Annotated in this window: 18 protein-coding genes and 2 tRNA genes; 8 read left to right on the top strand and 12 right to left on the bottom strand. The window is 63.4% G+C overall.

Translation table 11 applies throughout. From position 1 onward, the window contains the following. The first annotated feature begins 94 nt into the window (after positions 1-94). Positions 95-970, top strand: a complete 876-nt coding sequence (locus tag QRN07_RS13380; protein ID WP_050684560.1) for a glycosyltransferase family 2 protein — start codon at positions 95-97, stop codon at positions 968-970. A 6-nt stretch (positions 971-976) separates the two neighbouring features. Here the strand turns inward: QRN07_RS13380 and QRN07_RS13385 are convergent, their stop codons facing one another. The 12 genes from QRN07_RS13385 to dnaA form a co-directional block, all read right to left on the bottom strand. Beyond that, positions 977-1,903, bottom strand: coding sequence for a DMT family transporter (locus QRN07_RS13385; RefSeq protein WP_285241276.1), 927 nt, complete (start codon positions 1,901-1,903; stop codon positions 977-979). Positions 1,904-2,003: 100 nt separating this feature from the next. Next, positions 2,004-2,076: transfer RNA gene (locus QRN07_RS13390), tRNA-Ala, on the bottom strand. Positions 2,077-2,147: 71 nt separating this feature from the next. Further along, positions 2,148-2,297: a DLW-39 family protein gene (locus tag QRN07_RS13395; RefSeq protein WP_350224288.1), complete on the bottom strand. Its 150-nt coding sequence runs from the start codon at positions 2,295-2,297 to the stop codon at positions 2,148-2,150. 34 nt (positions 2,298-2,331) lie between these two features. Further along, a tRNA-Ile gene (locus QRN07_RS13400) sits at positions 2,332-2,405 on the bottom strand. A gap of 98 nt (positions 2,406-2,503) precedes the next feature. Further along, positions 2,504-3,157 carry a DUF3566 domain-containing protein gene (locus QRN07_RS13405; protein WP_050684558.1) on the bottom strand — a complete coding sequence of 218 codons (654 nt, stop codon included), beginning with the start codon at positions 3,155-3,157 and terminating at the stop codon, positions 2,504-2,506. Next, the gene (gene gyrA, locus QRN07_RS13410) at positions 3,150-5,828 is read right to left on the bottom strand and encodes a DNA gyrase subunit A (RefSeq protein WP_050684557.1); all 2,679 of its coding nucleotides are present in this window, start codon (positions 5,826-5,828) and stop codon (positions 3,150-3,152) included. Before gyrA ends, QRN07_RS13405 begins: the two co-directional genes overlap by 8 nt. A gap of 56 nt (positions 5,829-5,884) precedes the next feature. Further along, complete coding sequence (gyrB, locus tag QRN07_RS13415) at positions 5,885-7,972, bottom strand: DNA topoisomerase (ATP-hydrolyzing) subunit B (RefSeq protein ID WP_056599400.1); 2,088 nt, start codon at positions 7,970-7,972, stop codon at positions 5,885-5,887. A gap of 373 nt (positions 7,973-8,345) precedes the next feature. Then, positions 8,346-8,906 carry a DciA family protein gene (locus QRN07_RS13420; protein ID WP_050684555.1) on the bottom strand — a complete coding sequence of 187 codons (561 nt, stop codon included), beginning with the start codon at positions 8,904-8,906 and terminating at the stop codon, positions 8,346-8,348. Then, the gene (gene recF / locus QRN07_RS13425; protein ID WP_285241277.1) at positions 8,890-10,101 is read right to left on the bottom strand and encodes a DNA replication/repair protein RecF; all 1,212 of its coding nucleotides are present in this window, start codon (positions 10,099-10,101) and stop codon (positions 8,890-8,892) included. The genes QRN07_RS13420 and recF overlap by 17 nt, the downstream gene beginning before the upstream one ends. 43 nt (positions 10,102-10,144) lie before the next feature. Next, positions 10,145-11,029, bottom strand: a complete 885-nt coding sequence (gene gnd / locus QRN07_RS13430) for a phosphogluconate dehydrogenase (NAD(+)-dependent, decarboxylating) (RefSeq protein WP_285241278.1) — start codon at positions 11,027-11,029, stop codon at positions 10,145-10,147. 135 nt (positions 11,030-11,164) lie between these two features. After that, entirely contained in the window at positions 11,165-12,289 is a 1,125-nt protein-coding gene (dnaN, locus tag QRN07_RS13435; RefSeq protein WP_050684552.1) for a DNA polymerase III subunit beta, read from the bottom strand. Between the two features lie 525 nt (positions 12,290-12,814). Continuing rightward, complete coding sequence (dnaA, locus tag QRN07_RS13440) at positions 12,815-14,236, bottom strand: chromosomal replication initiator protein DnaA (RefSeq protein ID WP_050684551.1); 1,422 nt, start codon at positions 14,234-14,236, stop codon at positions 12,815-12,817. Positions 14,237-14,708: 472 nt separating this feature from the next. On the opposite strand from dnaA, the gene rpmH reads away from it, so the two are divergent. The 7 genes from rpmH to QRN07_RS13475 all read left to right on the top strand — a co-directional run bounded on the left by rpmH (position 14,709) and on the right by QRN07_RS13475 (position 19,059). Continuing rightward, complete coding sequence (gene rpmH / locus QRN07_RS13445; protein ID WP_003800212.1) at positions 14,709-14,846, top strand: 50S ribosomal protein L34; 138 nt, start codon at positions 14,709-14,711, stop codon at positions 14,844-14,846. A gap of 40 nt (positions 14,847-14,886) precedes the next feature. Then, positions 14,887-15,297: a ribonuclease P protein component gene (gene rnpA, locus QRN07_RS13450; RefSeq protein ID WP_056599394.1), complete on the top strand. Its 411-nt coding sequence runs from the start codon at positions 14,887-14,889 to the stop codon at positions 15,295-15,297. Then, positions 15,290-15,676 (top strand): membrane protein insertion efficiency factor YidD, encoded by a 387-nt coding sequence (yidD, locus tag QRN07_RS13455; RefSeq protein ID WP_050684549.1) that lies wholly within the window; start codon positions 15,290-15,292, stop codon positions 15,674-15,676. Before rnpA ends, yidD begins: the two co-directional genes overlap by 8 nt. 15 nt (positions 15,677-15,691) lie before the next feature. Next, positions 15,692-16,666 carry a membrane protein insertase YidC gene (yidC, locus tag QRN07_RS13460; protein WP_056599391.1) on the top strand — a complete coding sequence of 325 codons (975 nt, stop codon included), beginning with the start codon at positions 15,692-15,694 and terminating at the stop codon, positions 16,664-16,666. After that, on the top strand, positions 16,666-17,232 hold the full coding sequence (locus QRN07_RS13465; protein ID WP_050684547.1) for a Jag family protein: 567 nt from the start codon (positions 16,666-16,668) through the stop codon (positions 17,230-17,232). Before yidC ends, QRN07_RS13465 begins: the two co-directional genes overlap by 1 nt. A 21-nt stretch (positions 17,233-17,253) precedes the next feature. Then, entirely contained in the window at positions 17,254-17,904 is a 651-nt protein-coding gene (gene rsmG / locus QRN07_RS13470; RefSeq protein ID WP_056599388.1) for a 16S rRNA (guanine(527)-N(7))-methyltransferase RsmG, read from the top strand. Between the two features lie 87 nt (positions 17,905-17,991). Beyond that, a complete protein-coding gene (locus tag QRN07_RS13475; RefSeq protein WP_285241279.1) occupies positions 17,992-19,059 on the top strand; it encodes a ParA family protein in 1,068 nt (355 codons plus the stop codon). Positions 19,060-19,106: the final 47 nt, after the last annotated feature.

Genomic DNA, 19,106 nt, shown 5'->3' on the forward strand with positions numbered 1-19,106 from the left:
GACACAAAGGGCCCCGTCCACGGACGGGGCCCTTTGTGGTCCACGCCCGGTGCCCCCGGCAGGCGTGGACGGGAACGGTGCTACATTGAAGCTGATGTCAGCCGATCAATCCTCTGGGGATGCCTTGAACGACGCAGCCGTGCTGCCCCGCGTGTCCATCGTTATCCCGGCCTACAACGAGGAGAGCGTCATCCGGCAGTGCCTCATTGCTGCCGTCTACCAGTCCGTGCCGGCCCACGAGATCATCGTGGTGGACAATCTCTCCACTGACCGGACAGCCGCGATTGTGCAGCAGATGCAGCTTGAATACCCGGAGAGTTGCGTGATTCTCCTGAGCCAGGACACTGACCAGGGCCTGATCCCCACCCGGAACTTCGGCCTGAACCACGCCACGGGTGACATTCTGGGCCGGATCGACGCCGATTCGGTGGTGGAGCCCGACTGGGTGGAACAGGTCCAGCGGGCCTTTCATGATCCGTCGGTCCAGGCAGCCACCGGGCCTGTGGTGTATTACGACATGCCCATGCGCAGGTTCGGCCTGAAAGCGGACGACAAAATGCGCCAGCTGATGCTGAAGCTGGCCAAGCAGCAGTACCATTTCCTCTTCGGATCCAACATGGCGCTCCGTGCGACGGCCTGGGAAACCATCCGCAGCGAGACCTGCCGGGACGAGAAGGACGAGATGCATGAGGACATCGACCTGTCCCTGCATCTCGCCGACCACGGGCTCAAGGTCCAGTACTGGCCGCAAATGGTCTCCGGGATGTCCGCACGGCGTCTGGAGGACTCACCCCGGGACTACCGCTACTACGTCACCCGCTTTGACCGGACCTACAAGGCCCACAACGTCAAGAAGATGGCACTGAAAGCCCCCATGGTGGTGTTCTTCTCGGTCTACTTCCCCGCAAAGATCCTCCGTGCCATCCACACGGTCAACACCGCGCAGCCCGCCCGCCGCGGCGGGCAGTAACACCGGTCAGTCCGTGCCAAGCCTCGGCAGCGCCTGGCCCGGCTCCTGATCGGTTTTGCCCGTGTTCCGGCTGGACTTCTGGCCCAGCACCACAATGGCAAGCCCCACCATAATCAGGGCCAGCCCGGCATACGTTCCCGCGGGAAGCTGCTCGCTGAGGAAAACCGCGGCCAGCAGGGCGGCTCCCGGGATTTCCAGCAGGATGATCATGGATACCAGCAGCGGGCTCATCGTGGCCAGCAGGTGGTTGAAGGCCGTGTGGCCCACCAGCTGGGCGCATACGGTGATGGCAACGATTCCCAGCCAGCCAGTTGCTTCGAAGCCTGCGAGAGGCTGCCCGGAAATCAGCATCATGCCCGCCACCAAGGCCGCGCACATCCCGTAGCACAGCGTTGTATAGGTTCCCGTGGTCATGCTCTGCCGGGCTTGACCACCAGCCAGCGTGTAGACGCCGGCCAGCGCCCCTCCTGCCACCGCCAGCACGTCACCCAGCAGCGCCCCAGGCGAGGAACCCATGTCGAAGCCGGTTATTGCCACCACCCCGCCGAAGGCCACGCCCAGGCCGGCCAGCACCTGCCAGCGGTGCCGGGTTCCACGGAACAGCTGGAAGACGGCAATCCAGGCGGACTGCAGGCAGACCAGCGCCGTGGCGGCCGCCACCGATGTGAGCTGCAGTGACGTGATGAAGCACGCGAAGTGCAGCGCCAGCGCAGCAGCGGCCACCAGCGACCACCGGAATTCGCGCCCGGTGATCCGACCAAACTGGCGCGGTGTGCGGACCAGGGTGGGGGTGGCCATCACGGCCGCACCGATGGCGTTGCGCCAAAAGGCAATGGCCAGGGCGCTGACGCTGGTGGCACCCATTGTGGCGGCCATCAGCGGCCCGGAGGAGGCAACACCGAGGACACCCAGGGTGGCAAGAAGGAAGGTCACTGCACCACACTAGTGTGCCGGGGCCGGCAGGAATCGGAACCTTCCCGGCACAACAAAAAGTCCCGGTCCGCATTTCTGCGGGCCGGGACTTTTTTTACGGTGGAGGCACGGGGACTCGAACCCCGAACCCCCTGCTTGCAAAGCAGGTGCGCTACCAATTGCGCCATGCCCCCGTAAGTGGCAACCCGATAATCATATCCCAGAACCAGCAGACTGTTGACCAGCTTCTGTTCCGGTTCCGGGGCTAGTCGACCGTGTCGGTTGACTGGCTCCAGACTGTTTTCCGGGCTTCGGAAACCTGTGCCTTGCGGTAAAGAAGGGCGGCTGCGATTGCGGCTGCCAGAACCAGCAACTTCTTCACATGCTCCCCATCCCGGCCTGATTGCGTTACCACAACCAAGCCTCCGCTTGAACCTGCACAGGTTCCGTGGGCGTACCAGGACTTGAACCTGGGACCTCTTCGTTATCAGCGAAGCGCTCTAACCGCCTGAGCTATACGCCCCGATGCCTCATCGGGCCGAGATATGACTGTACAGCACATCCCGGCCCGATCCCAAATCGGGTCTTTGCGCCGGCCCGGGACCGGCGCAAAGGGGGGTTCTAGTCGTCGGTAAGGGTCACGCCGATGCCGCCCACCAAAGTGGCGGAGATGTTGTACAGAATGGCCGACAGCATCGACAGGGCTGTCAGCAGCACAACGTTGACGACGGCGATGATGGTGGCAAAGGACGCCACCTGCCCCAGCGAAGCCACCTTCTTCAGCTCGAAGCCGCCGCCTTCGGACCCGGCCAGGGTGCCCAGCAGGCTGTCCACCTGGTCGAAGATGCCCGTGAGGTCCAGGACGGTCCACAGCACGATCGCTGCCACCACCGTGACAATTCCCAAGGCAACGGACAGCAGGAACGCCATCTTCAGGACGGACCAGGGATCCACCTTGCTGACCAGGAGCCTGGCCCGGCGGACTTTGGCCTTGGGAGCGGGCTTGACCAGCCCGGGATTACCCTGGCCCTGCCCTGCGGATGCGGGCCGCTGGCCGGCACCCGGTGAAGGCCGCTGGCCCTGTCCGGACGGCTGCTGGGGGCGCTGCTGGCCGCCGGCACCCGGGGCACCCTGGGGGCGTTGGCCCGGGGCCGACGCCGGAGCCGCCGGCCGCTGCTGCGGGCGGAGGGGGGCGTTCACCCGCGGAGCCGACGAAGGCCGGTTTCCATCGGGAGCAGAACTGCTCGGCTTGGGAAATGAGTCGGAATTACTCACTCGTTACCTCCGTGTTGTCTTCGTTCGGCTCGTCGCCGGAGGAGTCTTCAGACTCAACGGCCGGTGCTTCTTCTGCCAATGCTTGCGCGGCGACGTCCCCGGCGGGCCCGCCATCTTCAGCCAACGTTACGTCATCCTCCGGCGATTCCTCGCCCTCGAGACCACGTTCGCTGTTGCGCGCCACTTCGATGATCCGGTCGTTCTTGTCCGGTTTGGCGAAGATGACACCCATGGTGTCGCGGCCCTTGGCCGGGACTCCTGAAACGGAGGAGCGGACCACCTTGCCGCCTTCCATGACCACCAGGACCTCATCCTCTTCCTGGACGATCAGGGCACCTACCAGGTCGCCGCGTTCCTCCGCCAGCTTGGCCACCTTGATGCCCAGGCCGCCACGGCCCTGCAGGCGGTATTCCTCGACGGCGGTCCGCTTGGCGTAGCCGCCCTCGGTCACGATGAAAACGAACGAACCGTCGGTGATGACGTTGGCGGCCAGCAGTTCATCCTCTTCGCGGAACTTCATGCCGGTCACGCCGGAGGTGGCGCGTCCCATGGGACGCAGGGCATCCTCGGTGGCGGTGAAGCGGATCGACTGGCCCTTGCGCGACACCAGCAGGAGGTCGTCGGTCTCGGACACGAGCTGGGCCGAGACCAGTTCGTCGTTGTCCCGCAGGTTGATGGCGATGACGCCGGCGGACCGGTTGGTGTCATAGTCCTCAAGCCGGGTCTTTTTGACCAGGCCCCGCTTGGTGGCGAGCACCAGGTAGGGCGCCTGTTGGTAGTCGCGGAGGTCAAGGACCTGCGCGATGTGTTCGTCCGGCTGGAAGGCCATCAGGTTGGCCACGTGCTGGCCCTTGGCGTCGCGGCCCGCCTCCACCAGTTCATAGGCCTTGGCCCGGTAGACCCGGCCCAGGTTGGTGAAGAACAGCAGCCAATGGTGGGTGGTGGTTACAAAGAAGTGCTCCACAACGTCGTCGCCGCGCAGCTGCGCGCCCTTGATGCCCTTGCCGCCGCGCTGCTGGGAGCGGTAGTTGTCGCTGCGGGTCCGCTTGACGTAGCCGCCGCGGGTGATGGTGACCACCATCTCCTCTTCGGGGATGAGGTCTTCCATGGACATGTCGCCGTCGAAGCCCATCAGGATCCGGGTCCGCCGGTCATCGCCGTGCTTGTTCACGATTTCCGCGAGTTCGGTGCTGATGATTTCGCGCTGGCGCTCCTCGGAGGCCAGAATCGAGTTGTACTCGGCGATCAGGGCTTCGAGTTCGGAGTGCCGGTCCTGGATCTTCTGGCGTTCCAGGGCGGCGAGGCGGCGCAGCTGCATGTCCAGGATGGCCCGGGCCTGCAGTTCGTCGATATCCAGGAGTTCCATCAGGCCGTCGCGGGCCGCTTCGGTGGTGTTGGACGCGCGGATGAGGGCAATGACCTCGTCCAGCATGTCCAGGGCTTTCAGCAGCGCGCGGAGGATGTGTGCTTCCTCTTCGGCCTTGCGCAGGCGGTACCGGGTGCGGCGTGCGATGACGTCCATCTGGTGGGTGACCCAGTGCCGGATGAAGGCATCCAGGCTCAAAGTCCGCGGAACGCCGTCAACAATCGCAAGCATGTTGGCGGAGAAGTTGCTCTGCAGCTCCGTGTGCTTGTAAAGGTTGTTCAGGACCACCTTGGCCACGGCGTCACGTTTGAGCACAATGACCAGGCGCTGGCCGGTGCGGCCCGAAGTTTCATCGCGGAGGTCCGCGATGCCGGAGATCTTGCCGTCTTTGACCAGTTCGGCAATCTTGATGGCCAGGTTGTCCGGGTTGGCCTGGTAGGGCAGTTCGGTGACCACCAGGCACGTGCGGCCCTGGAGCTCCTCGACGTTGACCACGGCACGCATGGTGACGGAACCGCGGCCGGTCCGGTAGGCGTCCTCGATGCCCTTGTGGCCCAGGATCGTGGCACCGGTGGGGAAATCGGGTCCCTTGACCCGCAGCAGGAGCTCTTCGAGGAGCTCTTCGCGGCTGGCTCCGGGGTTGGCGAGGTACCACTGGACGCCGTCGGCAACCTCTCGGAGGTTGTGCGGCGGAATGTTCGTGGCCATACCCACGGCGATGCCGGAAGAACCGTTGACCAGGAGGTTGGGGAACCGCGCCGGCAGGATGGTGGGTTCCTGGTTCTTGCCGTCGTAGTTGTCCTGGAAGTCGACGGTTTCCTCGTCGATGTCCCGAACCATTTCCATGGCCAAATGGGCCATCTTCGTTTCGGTGTACCGGGGGGCAGCGGCGCCGTCATTGCCGGGCGAACCGAAGTTTCCCTGGCCCAGGGCCAGCGGGTAGCGCATGGTCCAGTCCTGGATCAGGCGGACCAGGGCATCGTAGATCGCGGTGTCGCCGTGGGGGTGGTACTGGCCCATGACCTCGCCCACCACGCGGGCGCACTTGTTAAAGGAACGCTCCGGCCGGTAGCCGCCGTCGAACATGGCGTACAGCACACGACGGTGGACGGGCTTCAGGCCGTCCCGGACGTCAGGCAGCGCGCGGCCCACAATGACGGCCATGGCGTAATCCAGGTAGGAGCGCTGCATTTCCGTCTGCAGGTCCACCTGCTCCACACGGTCCACCAGCACAAGGTCGCCTGCGGGAACGGTATCCGGAGTGCCGGCGTCGGCGGCCGGGTTCTCGGGTGTTTCGTCGCTCATCTTATATTTTCCGTTTCAGGTATATGTCGGGTCGAGGATATGTAAGGGGGTTTGCCCTAGATATCCAGGAACCTGACGTCCTTGGCGTTCTGCTGGATGAAGTTTCGGCGTGATTCCACGTCCTCGCCCATCAGGACTGAGAAGATCTGATCCGCCGCAAGGGCGTCGTCCATGGTCACCTGCAGCAAGGTGCGGTTATCCGGGTCCATGGTGGTGTCCCAAAGCTCGGTGTAGTCCATCTCACCAAGGCCCTTGTAGCGCTGGATTCCATTGTCTTTCGGGATCCGGCGGCCGGCAGCCTGTCCGGACACCAGCTTGGCGTCGCGTTCCCGGTCGCTGTAGACGTAGTCGTGGGCCGCATTGGACCACTTGATCCTGTACAGCGGCGGCTGGGCCAGGTACACGTAACCGTGTTCGATCAGCGGACGCATGTAGCGGAACAGCAGCGTCATCAACAGCGTGGTGATGTGCTGTCCGTCCACGTCGGCATCGGCCATCAGGACAATCTTGTGGTACCGGAGCTTTGAGAGGTCGAAGTCCTCACCGATGCCGGTTCCGAAGGCCGTGATCATCGACTGCACTTCGGCGTTTCCCAGGGCCTTGTCCAGGCGCGCCCGCTCAACATTCAGGATCTTGCCGCGGAGCGGCAGGATCGCCTGGGTCTCGGGGTTGCGGCCGCGCTTGGCGGAGCCACCGGCGGAGTCGCCCTCCACGATGTAGACCTCGCACTTTTCCGGGTTCTTGGAGGAGCAGTCGGACAGCTTCCCGGGCATGCCAAACGATTCCAGCGGGCTCTTGCGGCGGGCATTGTCCCTCGCCTTCCGGGCGGCCATGCGGGCCTGGGCGGCCGAGATGGCCTTGCGGATGACGTCGCGGGCAGGGCCGGGGTTGCGCTCGAGCCAGTCGCCCAGGCCGTCCGTGACCACGCGCTGCACAAAGCCCTTAACCTCGGAGTTGCCCAGCTTGGTTTTGGTCTGTCCTTCGAACTGCGGTTCGGCGAGCTTGACCGAAATCACGGCGGTGAGTCCTTCGCGGATGTCATCACCGGTGAGGTTGTCGTCTTTTTCCTTGATGATGCCCTTCTCCCGCGCATAGCGGTTGATCAGGGACGTCATGGCGGCGCGGAAGCCCTCTTCGTGGGTGCCGCCCTCATGGGTGTTGATGGTGTTGGCGTAGGTGTGGACGCTCTCGGAGTACGCATTGGTCCACTGCATCGCCATTTCCAGGGCGATGTGGCGTTCCTTGTCCTCGGTTTCGAAGGCGATGACGTCCTCGTGGACCACGTCCACCTTTTTGCCTGAGTTCAGGTGCTTGACATAGTCCAGCAGTCCGTCGTCGTACTGGTAGACCACCGTGCGGTGCTCGGCGCTGACTTCGCCTTCCGTGGCCACGGCATCCAGGTCAAGGTCGACGTCGGGCTCCGCGGTTTCGGCGGCACGCTCGTCCGTGAGCGTGATGCGCAGGCCCTTGTTGAGGAAGGCCATCTGCTGGAACCGGGCACGGAGGGTTTCGAAGTCGAAGTCCGTGCTTTCGAAGATGGCCGGGTCCGCATAGAACGTCTGGGTGGTTCCCGTCCGGTCGGTTTCCTCGCCCTGGACCAGTCCGCCCTGCGGCTTGCCGCCGTCGGCGAAGGACATCCGCCAGACGTGGCCCTGCCGGCGGACCTCGGTGTCAACCCGATGGGAAAGCGCGTTGACCACGGAGATACCCACCCCGTGCAGCCCGCCGGAGACGGCGTAGCCGCCGCCACCGAACTTGCCGCCGGCGTGCAGGATGGTCATCACCACCTCGACGGTGGGTTTGTGTTCGGTGGGGTGCATGTCAACGGGAATGCCACGGCCGTCGTCAACGACCTTCACGCCGCCGTCGGCCTGCAGGACAATCTCGATGTGCGAGCAGTAGCCGGCCAGCGCCTCATCCACGGAGTTGTCCACCACTTCGTAGACCAGGTGGTGCAGGCCGCGGGGACCGGTGGAGCCAATGTACATGCCCGGCCGTTTCCGGACGGCTTCAAGTCCTTCAAGGACCGTGATGTCGCTGGCACCATACTCGCGGGGTGTCACGGCTTCCGCGGGGGTATCCGGTGTGGGGGCATCCTCGAACTCGGGGTCAACTGCCAGGATTTCGGTATTGTCGTTAGCCACAGGCGGTGTCGACTCCTCTGTTTTCGATGATGGCCGGATGGTCCGCTCCCAACCAGGGAGGGACCTGCCAGCAGGCACAAACTGATGGCGCGGTGGCCTGCCGACGGTGCGGTCCGTACTCCGCATTCTGGACATGCGCGGAGTCCGGACCCAGTCAACGTTCACCCGCGCCCAGTTTTCTCCCGTAATTCTACCGCGAAGTAGGGCGTTTCCCCGCATTCCGGGGCCGTGGCTGGCGGCTGATGTGGCGCTGCGCGGCCGTTGATCGCGCCTTGGGCGCCCTCGCGGTCCTGCCTTTGGGTGCCTATACGCCCATTGACCCGCTGGTGGCTCTACACGCCGCAGGGCGGACAATCAAGAGTTGCACCGCCGCCTACCCGTACGTATCGCGGGGGCCCCGGCCGTTGACGGTCCGACCGCCCTTGCGCCAACTCGGCGCCGACGGGCCCAACACCTGGATGCTGGTCACCACACCGTCACCCAGCTCCCGCCGGAATTTTTCCAGCAGGCTGATGCTGAGAAGGCGAAGCTGGGTAGCCCACGCAGTGGAATCGCAACGGACATGGAGGGTGGTGTCGGTGAAGCTCTCCGGCGTGCAGTGGGCCGAAATTTCGGGACCCACCAGGGTGGCCCATTCGGCCATGACCGACCCCACCGCCACTGGGGAGGTCCAGCCGCGCTCGGCGACGAGCCTGCCCACAACTTTGCCCAGGCCCAGCGGATCCCGGCCCGTTGAGTGGAACTGGCTGAAGCCCCGGGTGTCGCGGATGCCGCTTTTGGCTTTTTTGGCTCCGGCCCGTGGCGCAGCCCGGCGGATTTCGCCGCGGGCGGCCGCGGCTTCGCGCATCCTGTTCAGCGCAGCCTGCGGGGCGTCGATGTTATCCGGGTCGCGGCCGGGCTGCAGCCCACCGCCGGATTCACTGCTCCTGCTCATCGATGCCTCCCGGGATGACCGTCACCCGCCGGCCGGACAGCTCTTCCGGGATGTCGGCGTCGACGGCGGCAGTCACCAGGACCTGTTCGGCGCCGGCGACTATTGCAGCAAGTTTACGCCGCCGCTGCACGTCCAGCTCGGCAAACACGTCGTCAAGGATCAGGACGGGTGCGGAGCCGCCGGTCCGGGCGTCATCGAGCATCACGTAATACGAAGCCAGCCGCAGCGACAGGCACATGGACCAGGTTTCGCCGTGGGACGCGTAGCCCTTGGCGGGGGCCTGGCCCAGGATCAGGTCCAGTTCGTCCCGGTGCGGGCCCACCAGGGAAATCCCCCGTTCAAGTTCCTTCTTCCGGGACTCCCGGAAGGCCTGCACATAGCGTTCAGTGAGCTGCCCGACGGTGAGCTGCCGCAGGTCCTCGGCCCCGGCTGCCCCGGCCGGACCGTTCTGGCCTGGGACTCCGGAAGCCGTTGCGCCGTCGTCGTCCATCTGGTTCTGCAGCGAGGAACGGTAAATGGCATCGGCCGGCTTGGATTCGTCCGTCAGCTGCGCGTAGGCGCGGGACAGATGCGGACGCAGGCGTTCAACGAGTTCGAGCCGGGCGTGCAGCAAGGCGGCTCCTGCGGCGGCCATGTGCTGGTCCCAAACGTCCAAGGTGGCTTCGTGGCCGGCCGTGAACCTGCCGGCGCGGGCGGATTTCAGCAGGGCGTTGCGTTGTTTCAGCACCCTGTCATAGTCGCTGCGTGTCGCGGCGTGGTGCGGAATGAGGCTGGCCAGCAACTCATCGAGGAACCGGCGCCGGTTGGCCGGATCGCCCTTGACCAACGCCAGGTCCTCGGGCGCAAAGAGGACCGTCTGGCAGATTCCCAACAGGTCCCGCGCCCGGACCGGGTTGCTCCGGTTGATCCGGCCCCGGTTGGCGCGGCCGGCGTTGATTTCCAGTTCCAGCACGGTGGTTTGGTCCCCGCGGACCAGCCGGGCCCGGACCAGGGCCCGTTCGGTCCCGAACCGCAGCAGCGGGGCGTCCGAGCTGACCCGGTGGGAGCTGAGGGTTGCCAGGTACCCAATGGCTTCCATCAGATTGGTTTTGCCGATCCCGTTGGACCCCACCAGCACGGTGACGCCGGGTTGCAGGGCAAGGTCAACCTGCGCGTAGCTGCGGAAATCGGTCAGGGAAAGGTGTTCCAGGTACACGCGGGCTTCGACAATTCCGGGACCCGGAGGTCCCCGCTGGGTCTTACTTGGCTGGACGGGTGGCGTGCCCGCCGAACTGGTGGCGGAGTGCGGAGACCATCTTCATGGCCGGCGAGGTATCTTCGCGGGAGGCAAACCTGGCGAAGAGTGCTGCCGTGATGGCCGGCGCCGGCACGGCGTTGGCGATGGCTTCCTCCACGGTCCAGCGGCCTTCGCCGGAATCCTCCACGTAGTCATCGATCGTTTCCAGGCCAGGGTCCTCGTCCAGGGCCTTGACCATGAGGTCCAGCAGCCAGGACCGGACCACGGTGCCCTTCTGCCAGGCCCGGAAGGTTCCCGGCAGGTCGGTGATGATGTCCTTCGCGGCGAGGAGCTCGTAGCCTTCGGCGTAGGCCTGCATCAGCCCGTATTCGATTCCGTTGTGCACCATTTTGGCGTAGTGTCCGGCACCGACGTCGCCAACATGGACGAAGCTGTCCGCGCGGTCGCCTTCGGGACGGAGTGCATCAAAGACCGGCATGGCGCGTTGGATGTCCTCGACTGCGCCGCCGGCCATCAGTCCGTAGCCGTTCTGCAGGCCCCAGACGCCACCGGAAACACCACAGTCAGCGAACCGGATGCCTTTGGCGGCAAGAATTTCGCCATGCCTCTGGTCCTCGGTGAAGCGGGAATTCCCGCCGTCGATTACCAGGTCGCCCTGGTCAAGCTTGTCCCCGAGTTCGGTGATGACCGCATCGGTGATGGCTCCGGAGGGAACCATGACCCAGATGATCCTGGGCGTGGGGACGGCTGCCAGGAGGTCCTCGACGGAGGCAACATCGGTGACGTCCGGGTTCCGGTCGAAACCGGTGACCTCGATGCCACCCACGCGCAGCCGCTCGCGCATGTTGAAACCCATTTTGCCAAGGCCGATCAGTCCAATGTGCAAGGTGGAACTCTTTTCTGAGCTAGGGATGGGTTGTCGTTTGGCACCAGGAGTCCGGGCCCACCGCAAAGTGCAGTGGGTGGGGCCCATCGGCGCGGGCCCCGGCCTGAGCTTGCGAAGGCTGGGATCCGATGGGGCCTAGTTGGGCAGGCGGACGGGCATAACCAGGTAGCGGTAGTCGTCCTGGTCGTCGCCGTCGGCCTCTGCCTGCGCGGTGATCATCGCGGGCTTGGGCGCCGAGGTGAAGGAGAACCTGACGAACTTGGTTTCAATGACGCTCAGGCCTTCCACCAGGTAGTGCGGGTTGAACGCCACGGTGATGTCCTCACCGGAAAGCTGGGCCTCAAGTTCCTCGGAAGCCTGGGCGTCCTCGCCGGTGCCTGCATCAAGGTTCAGTTGCCCTTCGGTGAAGGCAAGCCGGACCGGAGTGTTGCGCTCGGCAACCAGGGACACGCGACGGACTGCTTCGACGAGCTCCTGGGTCTGGACGGTCGCGTGGATAGGCGTCGATTCCGGGAAGAGCGAGCGGATCTTGGGGTAGTCGCCGTCCACCAGCAGCGACGTGGTGGTGCGGCCACCGCTTTCGAAACCGATCAGGCGGGTGTCGTCGTCGGCGAGGGCGAGGTTGATGTCGCCGCTGTTGCCCAGCGTCTTCGCAACTTCGTTCAGGGTCTTCGCTTTCACCAGTGCGCTGGTGGAGATGCCGGGAGTGACAGGCTTCCACGGCACTTCACGCATGGCCAGCCGGTAGCGGTCGGTGGCCAGCAGGGTGATCAGGTCATCCTCGATCTCCATCCGCACGCCGGTGAGGATGGGCAGGGTGTCATCCTTGCTCGCCGCGATAATGACCTGCGAGACAGCCTGGGCAAAGGCATCGCCCGGGACCGTACCGCTGATGGTGGGCAAAGCGGGCAGCGGCGGGTATTCCGCCTCCGGCATGGTGGCCAGGTGGAAGCTGCTTCGGCGGCAGGTCAGCGTGACTTTGTTGCCATCCGTTTCGACATCCACCGGCGCGGACGGAAGGCTCCGGCAAATATCAGCCAGCAACCGTCCGGACACCAGGATGGTGCCTTCTTCGCGGATGTCCGCTGCAATTTCAAGCCGCGCTGACGTCTCGTAATCGAAGCTCGACAGACTGACAGTGCCGGCCTCCGCCTTGAGGAGCAGGCCGGACAGGACGGGTACGGGTGGCCGCGGAGACAACGACCGGGCTGTCCAGGTGACGGCTTCTGCCAGGACGTCCCGATCGACTCTGAACTTCACGGAAGGGTGCCGCCTTTCATTGCTGCTGCATTGGAAACCCGAAACCACCCCGGGGTGGTCCCAAAAAATGTCGAGCCCACATCCCGGACGTGCATGGTCCGCACAGACGGAAACCACAAGAAAACCTAAGGATGGGAGCGCTGCTGACAGCTTAGCCGGAAGATCCGGGATTAACCCATCCCCGGGTCTCCCACCCAGCTGTTTGGACCGCCAGGTCCGGACGGTCGAAGCGCTGGGAACGAACTTGTTGTTTGAGGGATTTCAATTTTTTGGGATTAGTAGTGTTAATAACTGCTGTGGAAACTGTGGATAACCCCTGCTGGCCGCGGGTTCCAGCGGTTAAGCCCTGTTCACGGATTGTGGGTGGAGCAGGTTTTAAACAGGGTGTGGATGGGGATAAGAATTTTGCCCGGTTTGCTGATCCACAGGCGGCTTAAGGGTTTTAAGCCCATTAAGCGCGGTTGTCCCCTTAACTATCCACAGGCTTATCCACATGCGCCTGTTAATAAGGTAAGAGAAGCGCGGTCAGGAGTCGCGCTGCTGCTGCTTGATCCGGTTGGTCAGCTCTGTCACCTGGTTGTAGATCACACGGCGTTCGGCCATCAGCTCACGGATTTTCCGGTCCGCGTGGATCACCGTGGTGTGGTCACGGCCGCCGAGCTCCTGCCCGATCTTGGGCAATGACATGTCCGTCAGCTCGCGGCAGAGGTACATGGCGATCTGGCGCGCCGTGACGAGGGTCCGGGTGCGGGACTTGCTGCACAGCTCTTCCATGCTGAGCTTGAAGTACTCAGCTGTCTGCTGCAGGATCTGGGCCGAGGTGATCTCCTGGGCCCCGTCATCGGTGATGAGGTCCTTGAGTACCATCTCAGCGAGTGCCACATCGACCGGCTGCCGGTTCAGGCTGGCGAAGGCCGTGACCCGGATGAGGGCGCCCTCAAGTTCGCGGATGTTGCTGGAAATCTTGGAAGCGATGTATTCCAGCGCGTCGTCCGGAGCGGAGAGCCCTTCGCTAAGGGCCTTCTTCCGGAGGATGGCGATGCGGGTTTCCAGTTCCGGGGGCTGGATGTCCGTCAGGAGGCCCCATTCGAAGCGTGACTTCATCCGGTCTTCGAAACCTGCCAGCTGCTTGGGCGGCAGGTCCGAGGTGATGACCACCTGCTTGTTGTTGTTATGCAGGGAGTTGAACGTGTGGAAGAACTCCTCCAGCGTCCGGTCCTTGCCGGCCAGGAACTGGATGTCATCGATCAGGAGCACATCCACGTTGCGGTACGTGGTCTTGAAGCTGGCGCCTTCGTCATCCCGGATGGAGTTGATGAAGTCGTTGGTGAATTCCTCCGAGTTGACGTACCGGACCCGGATGCCGCTGTACAGCCGGCGGGCATAATGCCCGATCGCGTGCAGCAGGTGTGTTTTGCCCAGGCCCGAATCGCCATAGATGAAAAGCGGGTTGTAGGCCTTGGCAGGGGCTTCGGCGACGGCCACTGCGGCGGCGTGGGCAAACCGGTTCGACGAGCCGATCACAAAAGTGTCAAATACATACTTCGGGTTGAGCCGGCCGAACTCGTGGGAGGTGCTGGGCAGCATGGGCTGCGGCTTCTGCTCGATCAGCTGGTCGGCAGTGAAGGAAGGCTCGACGACGGGTTCGGGCTCCGCGTGCAGGGGAACCAGATCGGTGTCCACGTCGATGGCGCACCGGATGTCCTCGGAAAAGACGTTATGCAGGGCGTCGTCCAAGGCGTCCTTGACCTGGGTCTGCAGAACTTCGCGGGTGAGCTCATTGGGAACGGCCACCAGGAGGGTGGATCCGATCAGGCCTTGGGCCTGGGCCAGAATGACGAAACCACGCTGGCGGGGCGAAACGCGGTGGTCCTGCTCCAGCAGGGTGATAACGCGCCGCCAGGAACTTCCGACAGTATTGGCGTGGTTGGATTCGTCTACTGTCATCAATCGGTTCCCTAAAACTTGCTTTGCCTGCATTGCCAGCAGCCAGTCCGGAATCCAGGGGGCTGGCCCAGCTGTATCCACAGGGTTATGCACAGTCCGTGGATAATCGGCTACTGAGCCACTCTAGGGGATGAAAAGCCTAGAAGATAGCTGGCAATCGGCTTGTGGATAATTACACGGGTGTCGTTCGAAAAACGGGCCCCCGGGACACTTCATCCACAGGCCCGGCAGGCAGGTTAGCCACAGCTGGGGATAGCCGCCGGCATGGCTCCCGGTTTGACTCCGGGGCACAAAAGGCCCTAACGTTGTGAAGTCCTTTGTGTCCGCTTTTTAGCCCCATCGAAATCTCCCAGCCGCAACGCGTCCGGGTAGTAGGGGGAAAGCGTGTGCACATACAAAACTTAGCGTCGGCCAGTTCTTCCCCCTTTTTCTGATCGGGTGGGCGCACCTTTGATCCACTGGAGTAACTAACGTGAGCAAGCGGACTTTTCAGCCGAATAACCGCCGTCGAGCCAAGAAGCACGGCTTCCGCCTTCGTATGCGTACCCGTGCCGGCCGCGCCATCCTGGCAGCCCGTCGTGGCAAGGGCCGCACCGAACTGTCGGCCTAAACACTGACTTGTCGGTAGACATTTCCCTGCGAGTTTAGAGGTGCTTGCCGCCCGCAACCGCCTGAGGACTGCGACCGATTTTTCAACAACCGTACGTTCCGGTGTCCGCAATGGACGCCGGAACGTAGTGTTATATGCGGCAGCACTAGCTGCTGACGAACCCAGCCGGATCGGGTTCATCGTTTCCAAGAGTGTAGGGAACGCTGTGGTCAGGAACCTCGTTAAGAGGAGACTGAGGGAAGCAGGAGCCGTCTCGCTGCGCGAGCACGGCACCGGATTCGCCATAGTGGTGCGGGCGCTGCCCGCGTCCGCATCGGCGAGCTGGGACCAGCTCCTTTCGGACTACAACGCTGCACTCGAATCGACGCTGAACCGACTGGCGGGCCGCGCCCTCAAAGGCGCCCCCAGCGGTTCTGCCGGTACAACACAGGAGGGGACACCGCGTGCCTAACGCCACCGCCGTCGTCCGCCCTTCCGTGGCCGCCGCCGTCGGGAAGTTCATCTGGACGCTTCCCCGCAACATCCTCATCCTCCTGCTGATGGCCTACCGCAAGGTGATTTCCCCCTTGTACGGTCCCGTCTGCCGTTTTTTCCCATCATGTTCTGCCTACGCCCTCGAAGCGGTCACCGTCCACGGTGCCGTGAAGGGTACGTGGCTGGCAGCCCGGCGCCTTGGCCGCTGCCACCCTTGGAACGCCGGCGGTGTGGACCACGTCCCCGCCGGGAGCCGGGAATGGCCTGCAGGCCGGACCCCCACAATTGTTGTGCTGAACAACCCGGACAAGTACCTGGCTGCTCGGACTGATGAAGAAGGCCGCAGTGCGGCCTGACGAATAGGGATAAGTATGGACTTCTTTGAAACAATCATGTTTCCATTCAAATGGCTCGTGTCCATCATCATGGTGGGTTTTCATGAGGGACTGACGATCATTGGCCTGCCCGCTGCCAACGGGTGGACGTGGACCCTGTCCATCATCGGGCTGGTGCTGGTGATCCGTGCCGCCCTGATCCCTGTTTTCGTCAAACAGATCAAGGCCCAGCGCGGAATGCAGCTCCTGCAGCCCGACCTGAAGAAGCTGCAGACCAAGTACAAGGGCAAAACCGACCAGCTCTCGCGCCAGGCCATGGCGCAGGAGCAGATGGCCATGTACAAGAAGCACGGGACCAACCCGTTCTCGGCCTGCCTTCCCATGCTGATCCAGATGCCGTTCTTCTTCGCGCTGTTCCAGGTGCTTTCCGGCATCAGCACCAACGCCCGTGAAGGCGAAGGCGTTGGCGCCATGAGCCACGAACAGGTCGTTCAGTTTGACCAGTCCAGCATCTTCGGTGCCCCGCTCTCAGCCACCTTGCTGCACGGCACACCGGCCGGCGGCAACGTCACGGCCACATGGATTCTTTCCATCGTGATGATCCTCGCCATGACCGCCTCGCAGTTCATCACGCAGAAGCAGATCATGGCGAAGAACATGTCAGAAGAAGCCATGGCCAGCCCGTTTATGCGGCAGCAGAAGATGATGCTGTACATCCTGCCGGTGGTCTTCGGCGTGGGTGGCATCAACTTCCCCATCGGTGTCCTCATCTACTGGACCACCACCAACCTTTGGACCATGGCCCAGCAGTTCTTTGTGATCCGCCGGATGCCCACCCCGGGTTCCCCCGCAGCGAAGGCCCTGGCGGAGCGCCGCGCCGCCAAGGGCCTGCCGGCCCTGTCCATCCTTACGGGCAAAAAGGACGAAGAGGCCGACGCCGCTGCTGCCGCCGCCCTTGAGCCCAAGATCCAGCGTGTCCAGCCCCAGCGCAAGAACAGGAAGAAGAAGTAATGTCAGCCGAGAGCACCGAACACGCCCTTACGGAAGACGGCATCAACGGCCGGGACGACGTCGTTGCCGGCGATGACTCCCCGGCAAAGGTCTCCTCCGTCAGCCGCCTCGAAGAAGAAGGCGACATCGCGGCGGACTACCTCGAAGAGCTGCTGGACATTGCGGACATTGACGGCGACATCGACATTGAGGTCCGGAACGGCCGCACGTACATCTCGATCGTGGCCGAAGAAGAGACGGATAACCTGGACCACCTGGTGGGTGAGGACGGCGAAGTCCTGGAAGCCCTCCAGGAACTGACGCGGCTTGCCGTGCTGTCCGCGACGGACAGCCGCTCGCGCCTTGTCCTGGACATCAACGGCTACCGCCAGGAGCGGACCGGTCACCTGCAGAAGGTGGCTGAGGATGCCGCAGCAGCAGTCAAGGAGACCGGCCAGCCCGTGGCCCTGGAGCCCATGAGCGCCTACGAGCGGAAGATCGTCCATGACGCCGTAGCCGATCTGGGACTTGTCAGCGAGTCCGAGGGCGAAGGCGCCGGCCGCCACATTGTTGTATCCGCAGACTAGAGAATTGCTGACCCGCTAACCATGGTTGAAATCACGGCAGCTGAGCTCGTGGCCGCTGAAAAGATCTTCGGCGACAGGCTGGAGCTTGCGAAGCGCTATGTCGAGCACCTCGCCACCTCGGGTACCGAACGTGGCCTTATCGGGCCGAGGGAAGTACCCCGCCTCTGGAGCCGGCATGTGCTCAATTGCGCCGTCATCGAAAGTGAGATTGCGCAGGGAAGCCAGGTGGCCGACGTCGGCAGCGGGGCCGGGCTGCCGGGACTCTGCCTGGCGATTGCCCGTCCCGACCTCGAATTGACGCTGATCGAACCCTTGGAGCGCCGGGTGATCTGGCTGCAGGAAGTAGTTGATGACCTGGGGCTGGACAACGTCACGGTGATGCGGACCCGCGCCGAACTCGCGGTGGGCCACGTCGAAGCGGACGTGGTGACGGCCCGCGCTGTCTCGGCGCTGACAAACCTGGCGGGACTCACCATTCCCCTGCTGGCGGGCAAAGGGGAAGTAGTGGCCATCAAGGGCCGCAGCGCCGGTGAGGAAATCGAGAAAGCCGCGAAAACCATCCGCAGGCTGGGCGGCGTTTCCACCTCCGTGGTCACCGTTGGCGAGACCCTCCTGGCGGAACCCACCACCGTGGTCCGCATTGTTGTAAACAAGTCCCAAAAGAAGGCCTAGGCGAGCCCGGCGGCCCAGGTTCGCCGGGTTGAGCGGATAGGCTAGTCCACGGCAGCAGTATTGGCTGAACGAGAGTGAGTGTGCCCATTGAGCAGTAGCGAAGCCTCCACGCAACGGATCCCCCCGTTTGTGTCTTTGGGGTCGGCGCGGTCTGTCGCGGGCCCAGTCTCTGCCCCTGACCGCGGTGGTAATCACCCGAAACAGGTAGTAGCAGCAGCTTCAACTGCGGCCGTTTCACGTGAAACAACCGCCGGCGGTAAAAGCAACGTTATGGATGCGATGGATGACTCAAGTCCCATCGCGAAGGAACTGGCGCATGAAACCAAGCGCCGGGAGAAGCTTCTGGGGCGTCCCTTGCCCCGCCCCGAAAAGACACGAATCTTCACCGTCTCCAACCAGAAGGGTGGTGTGGGTAAAACCACCACCACCGTGAACATCGCCGCGGCCCTTGCAGCTGCCGGACTTAATGTCCTGGTCATCGACATTGACCCGCAGGGAAATGCGTCCACAGCCCTCGGCATTGAACACCACGCCGACGTCGACAGCATCTACGATGTGCTGATCAACGATGTGGCCCTGGCGGATGTTGTGGCCCAGTGCCCGGACATCAAGAACCTCATCTGTGCACCCGCCACCATCCACCTGGCCGGCGCAGAGATTGAACTCGTTTCACTCGTGGCCCGCGAGCAGCGGCTGCGCAGGGCCATCGACCTTTATGCGAAGACCCGTGAGAAGAACGGCGAAGAGCGCCTCGACTACATTTTTATTGACTGCCCGCCCAGCCTGGGTTTGCTGACGGTCAACGCTTTCTGTGCAGCCGGCGAGGTACTGATCCCCATCCAGTGCGAGTACTACGCCCTCGAGGGACTGAGTCAGTTGCTGAAGAACATCGAAATGATCCAGAAGCACCTGAATGCTGATCTGGAAGTATCCACCATCCTGTTGACCATGTACGACGGCCGCACCAACCTGGCCGCCCAGGTGGCAGCGGAGGTGCGCCAGCATTTCCCTGAGAAGGTACTCTCTGCGGTTGTTCCCCGCTCGGTGCGGATTTCTGAAGCGCCCAGCTACCAGCAGACGGTCATGACTTACGACCCCTCCTCCACAGGAGCACTGTCCTACCTGGAAGCCGCTGCTGAAATCGCGGAACGCTAGAATCTTTCGAAACTGCAACGACTGGACCCGGGCTGCAACCCGGACCA

Origin of the sequence: Pseudarthrobacter sp. MEB009, assembly GCF_030208875.1 — a bacterium.
Taxonomy (GTDB): domain Bacteria; phylum Actinomycetota; class Actinomycetes; order Actinomycetales; family Micrococcaceae; genus Arthrobacter.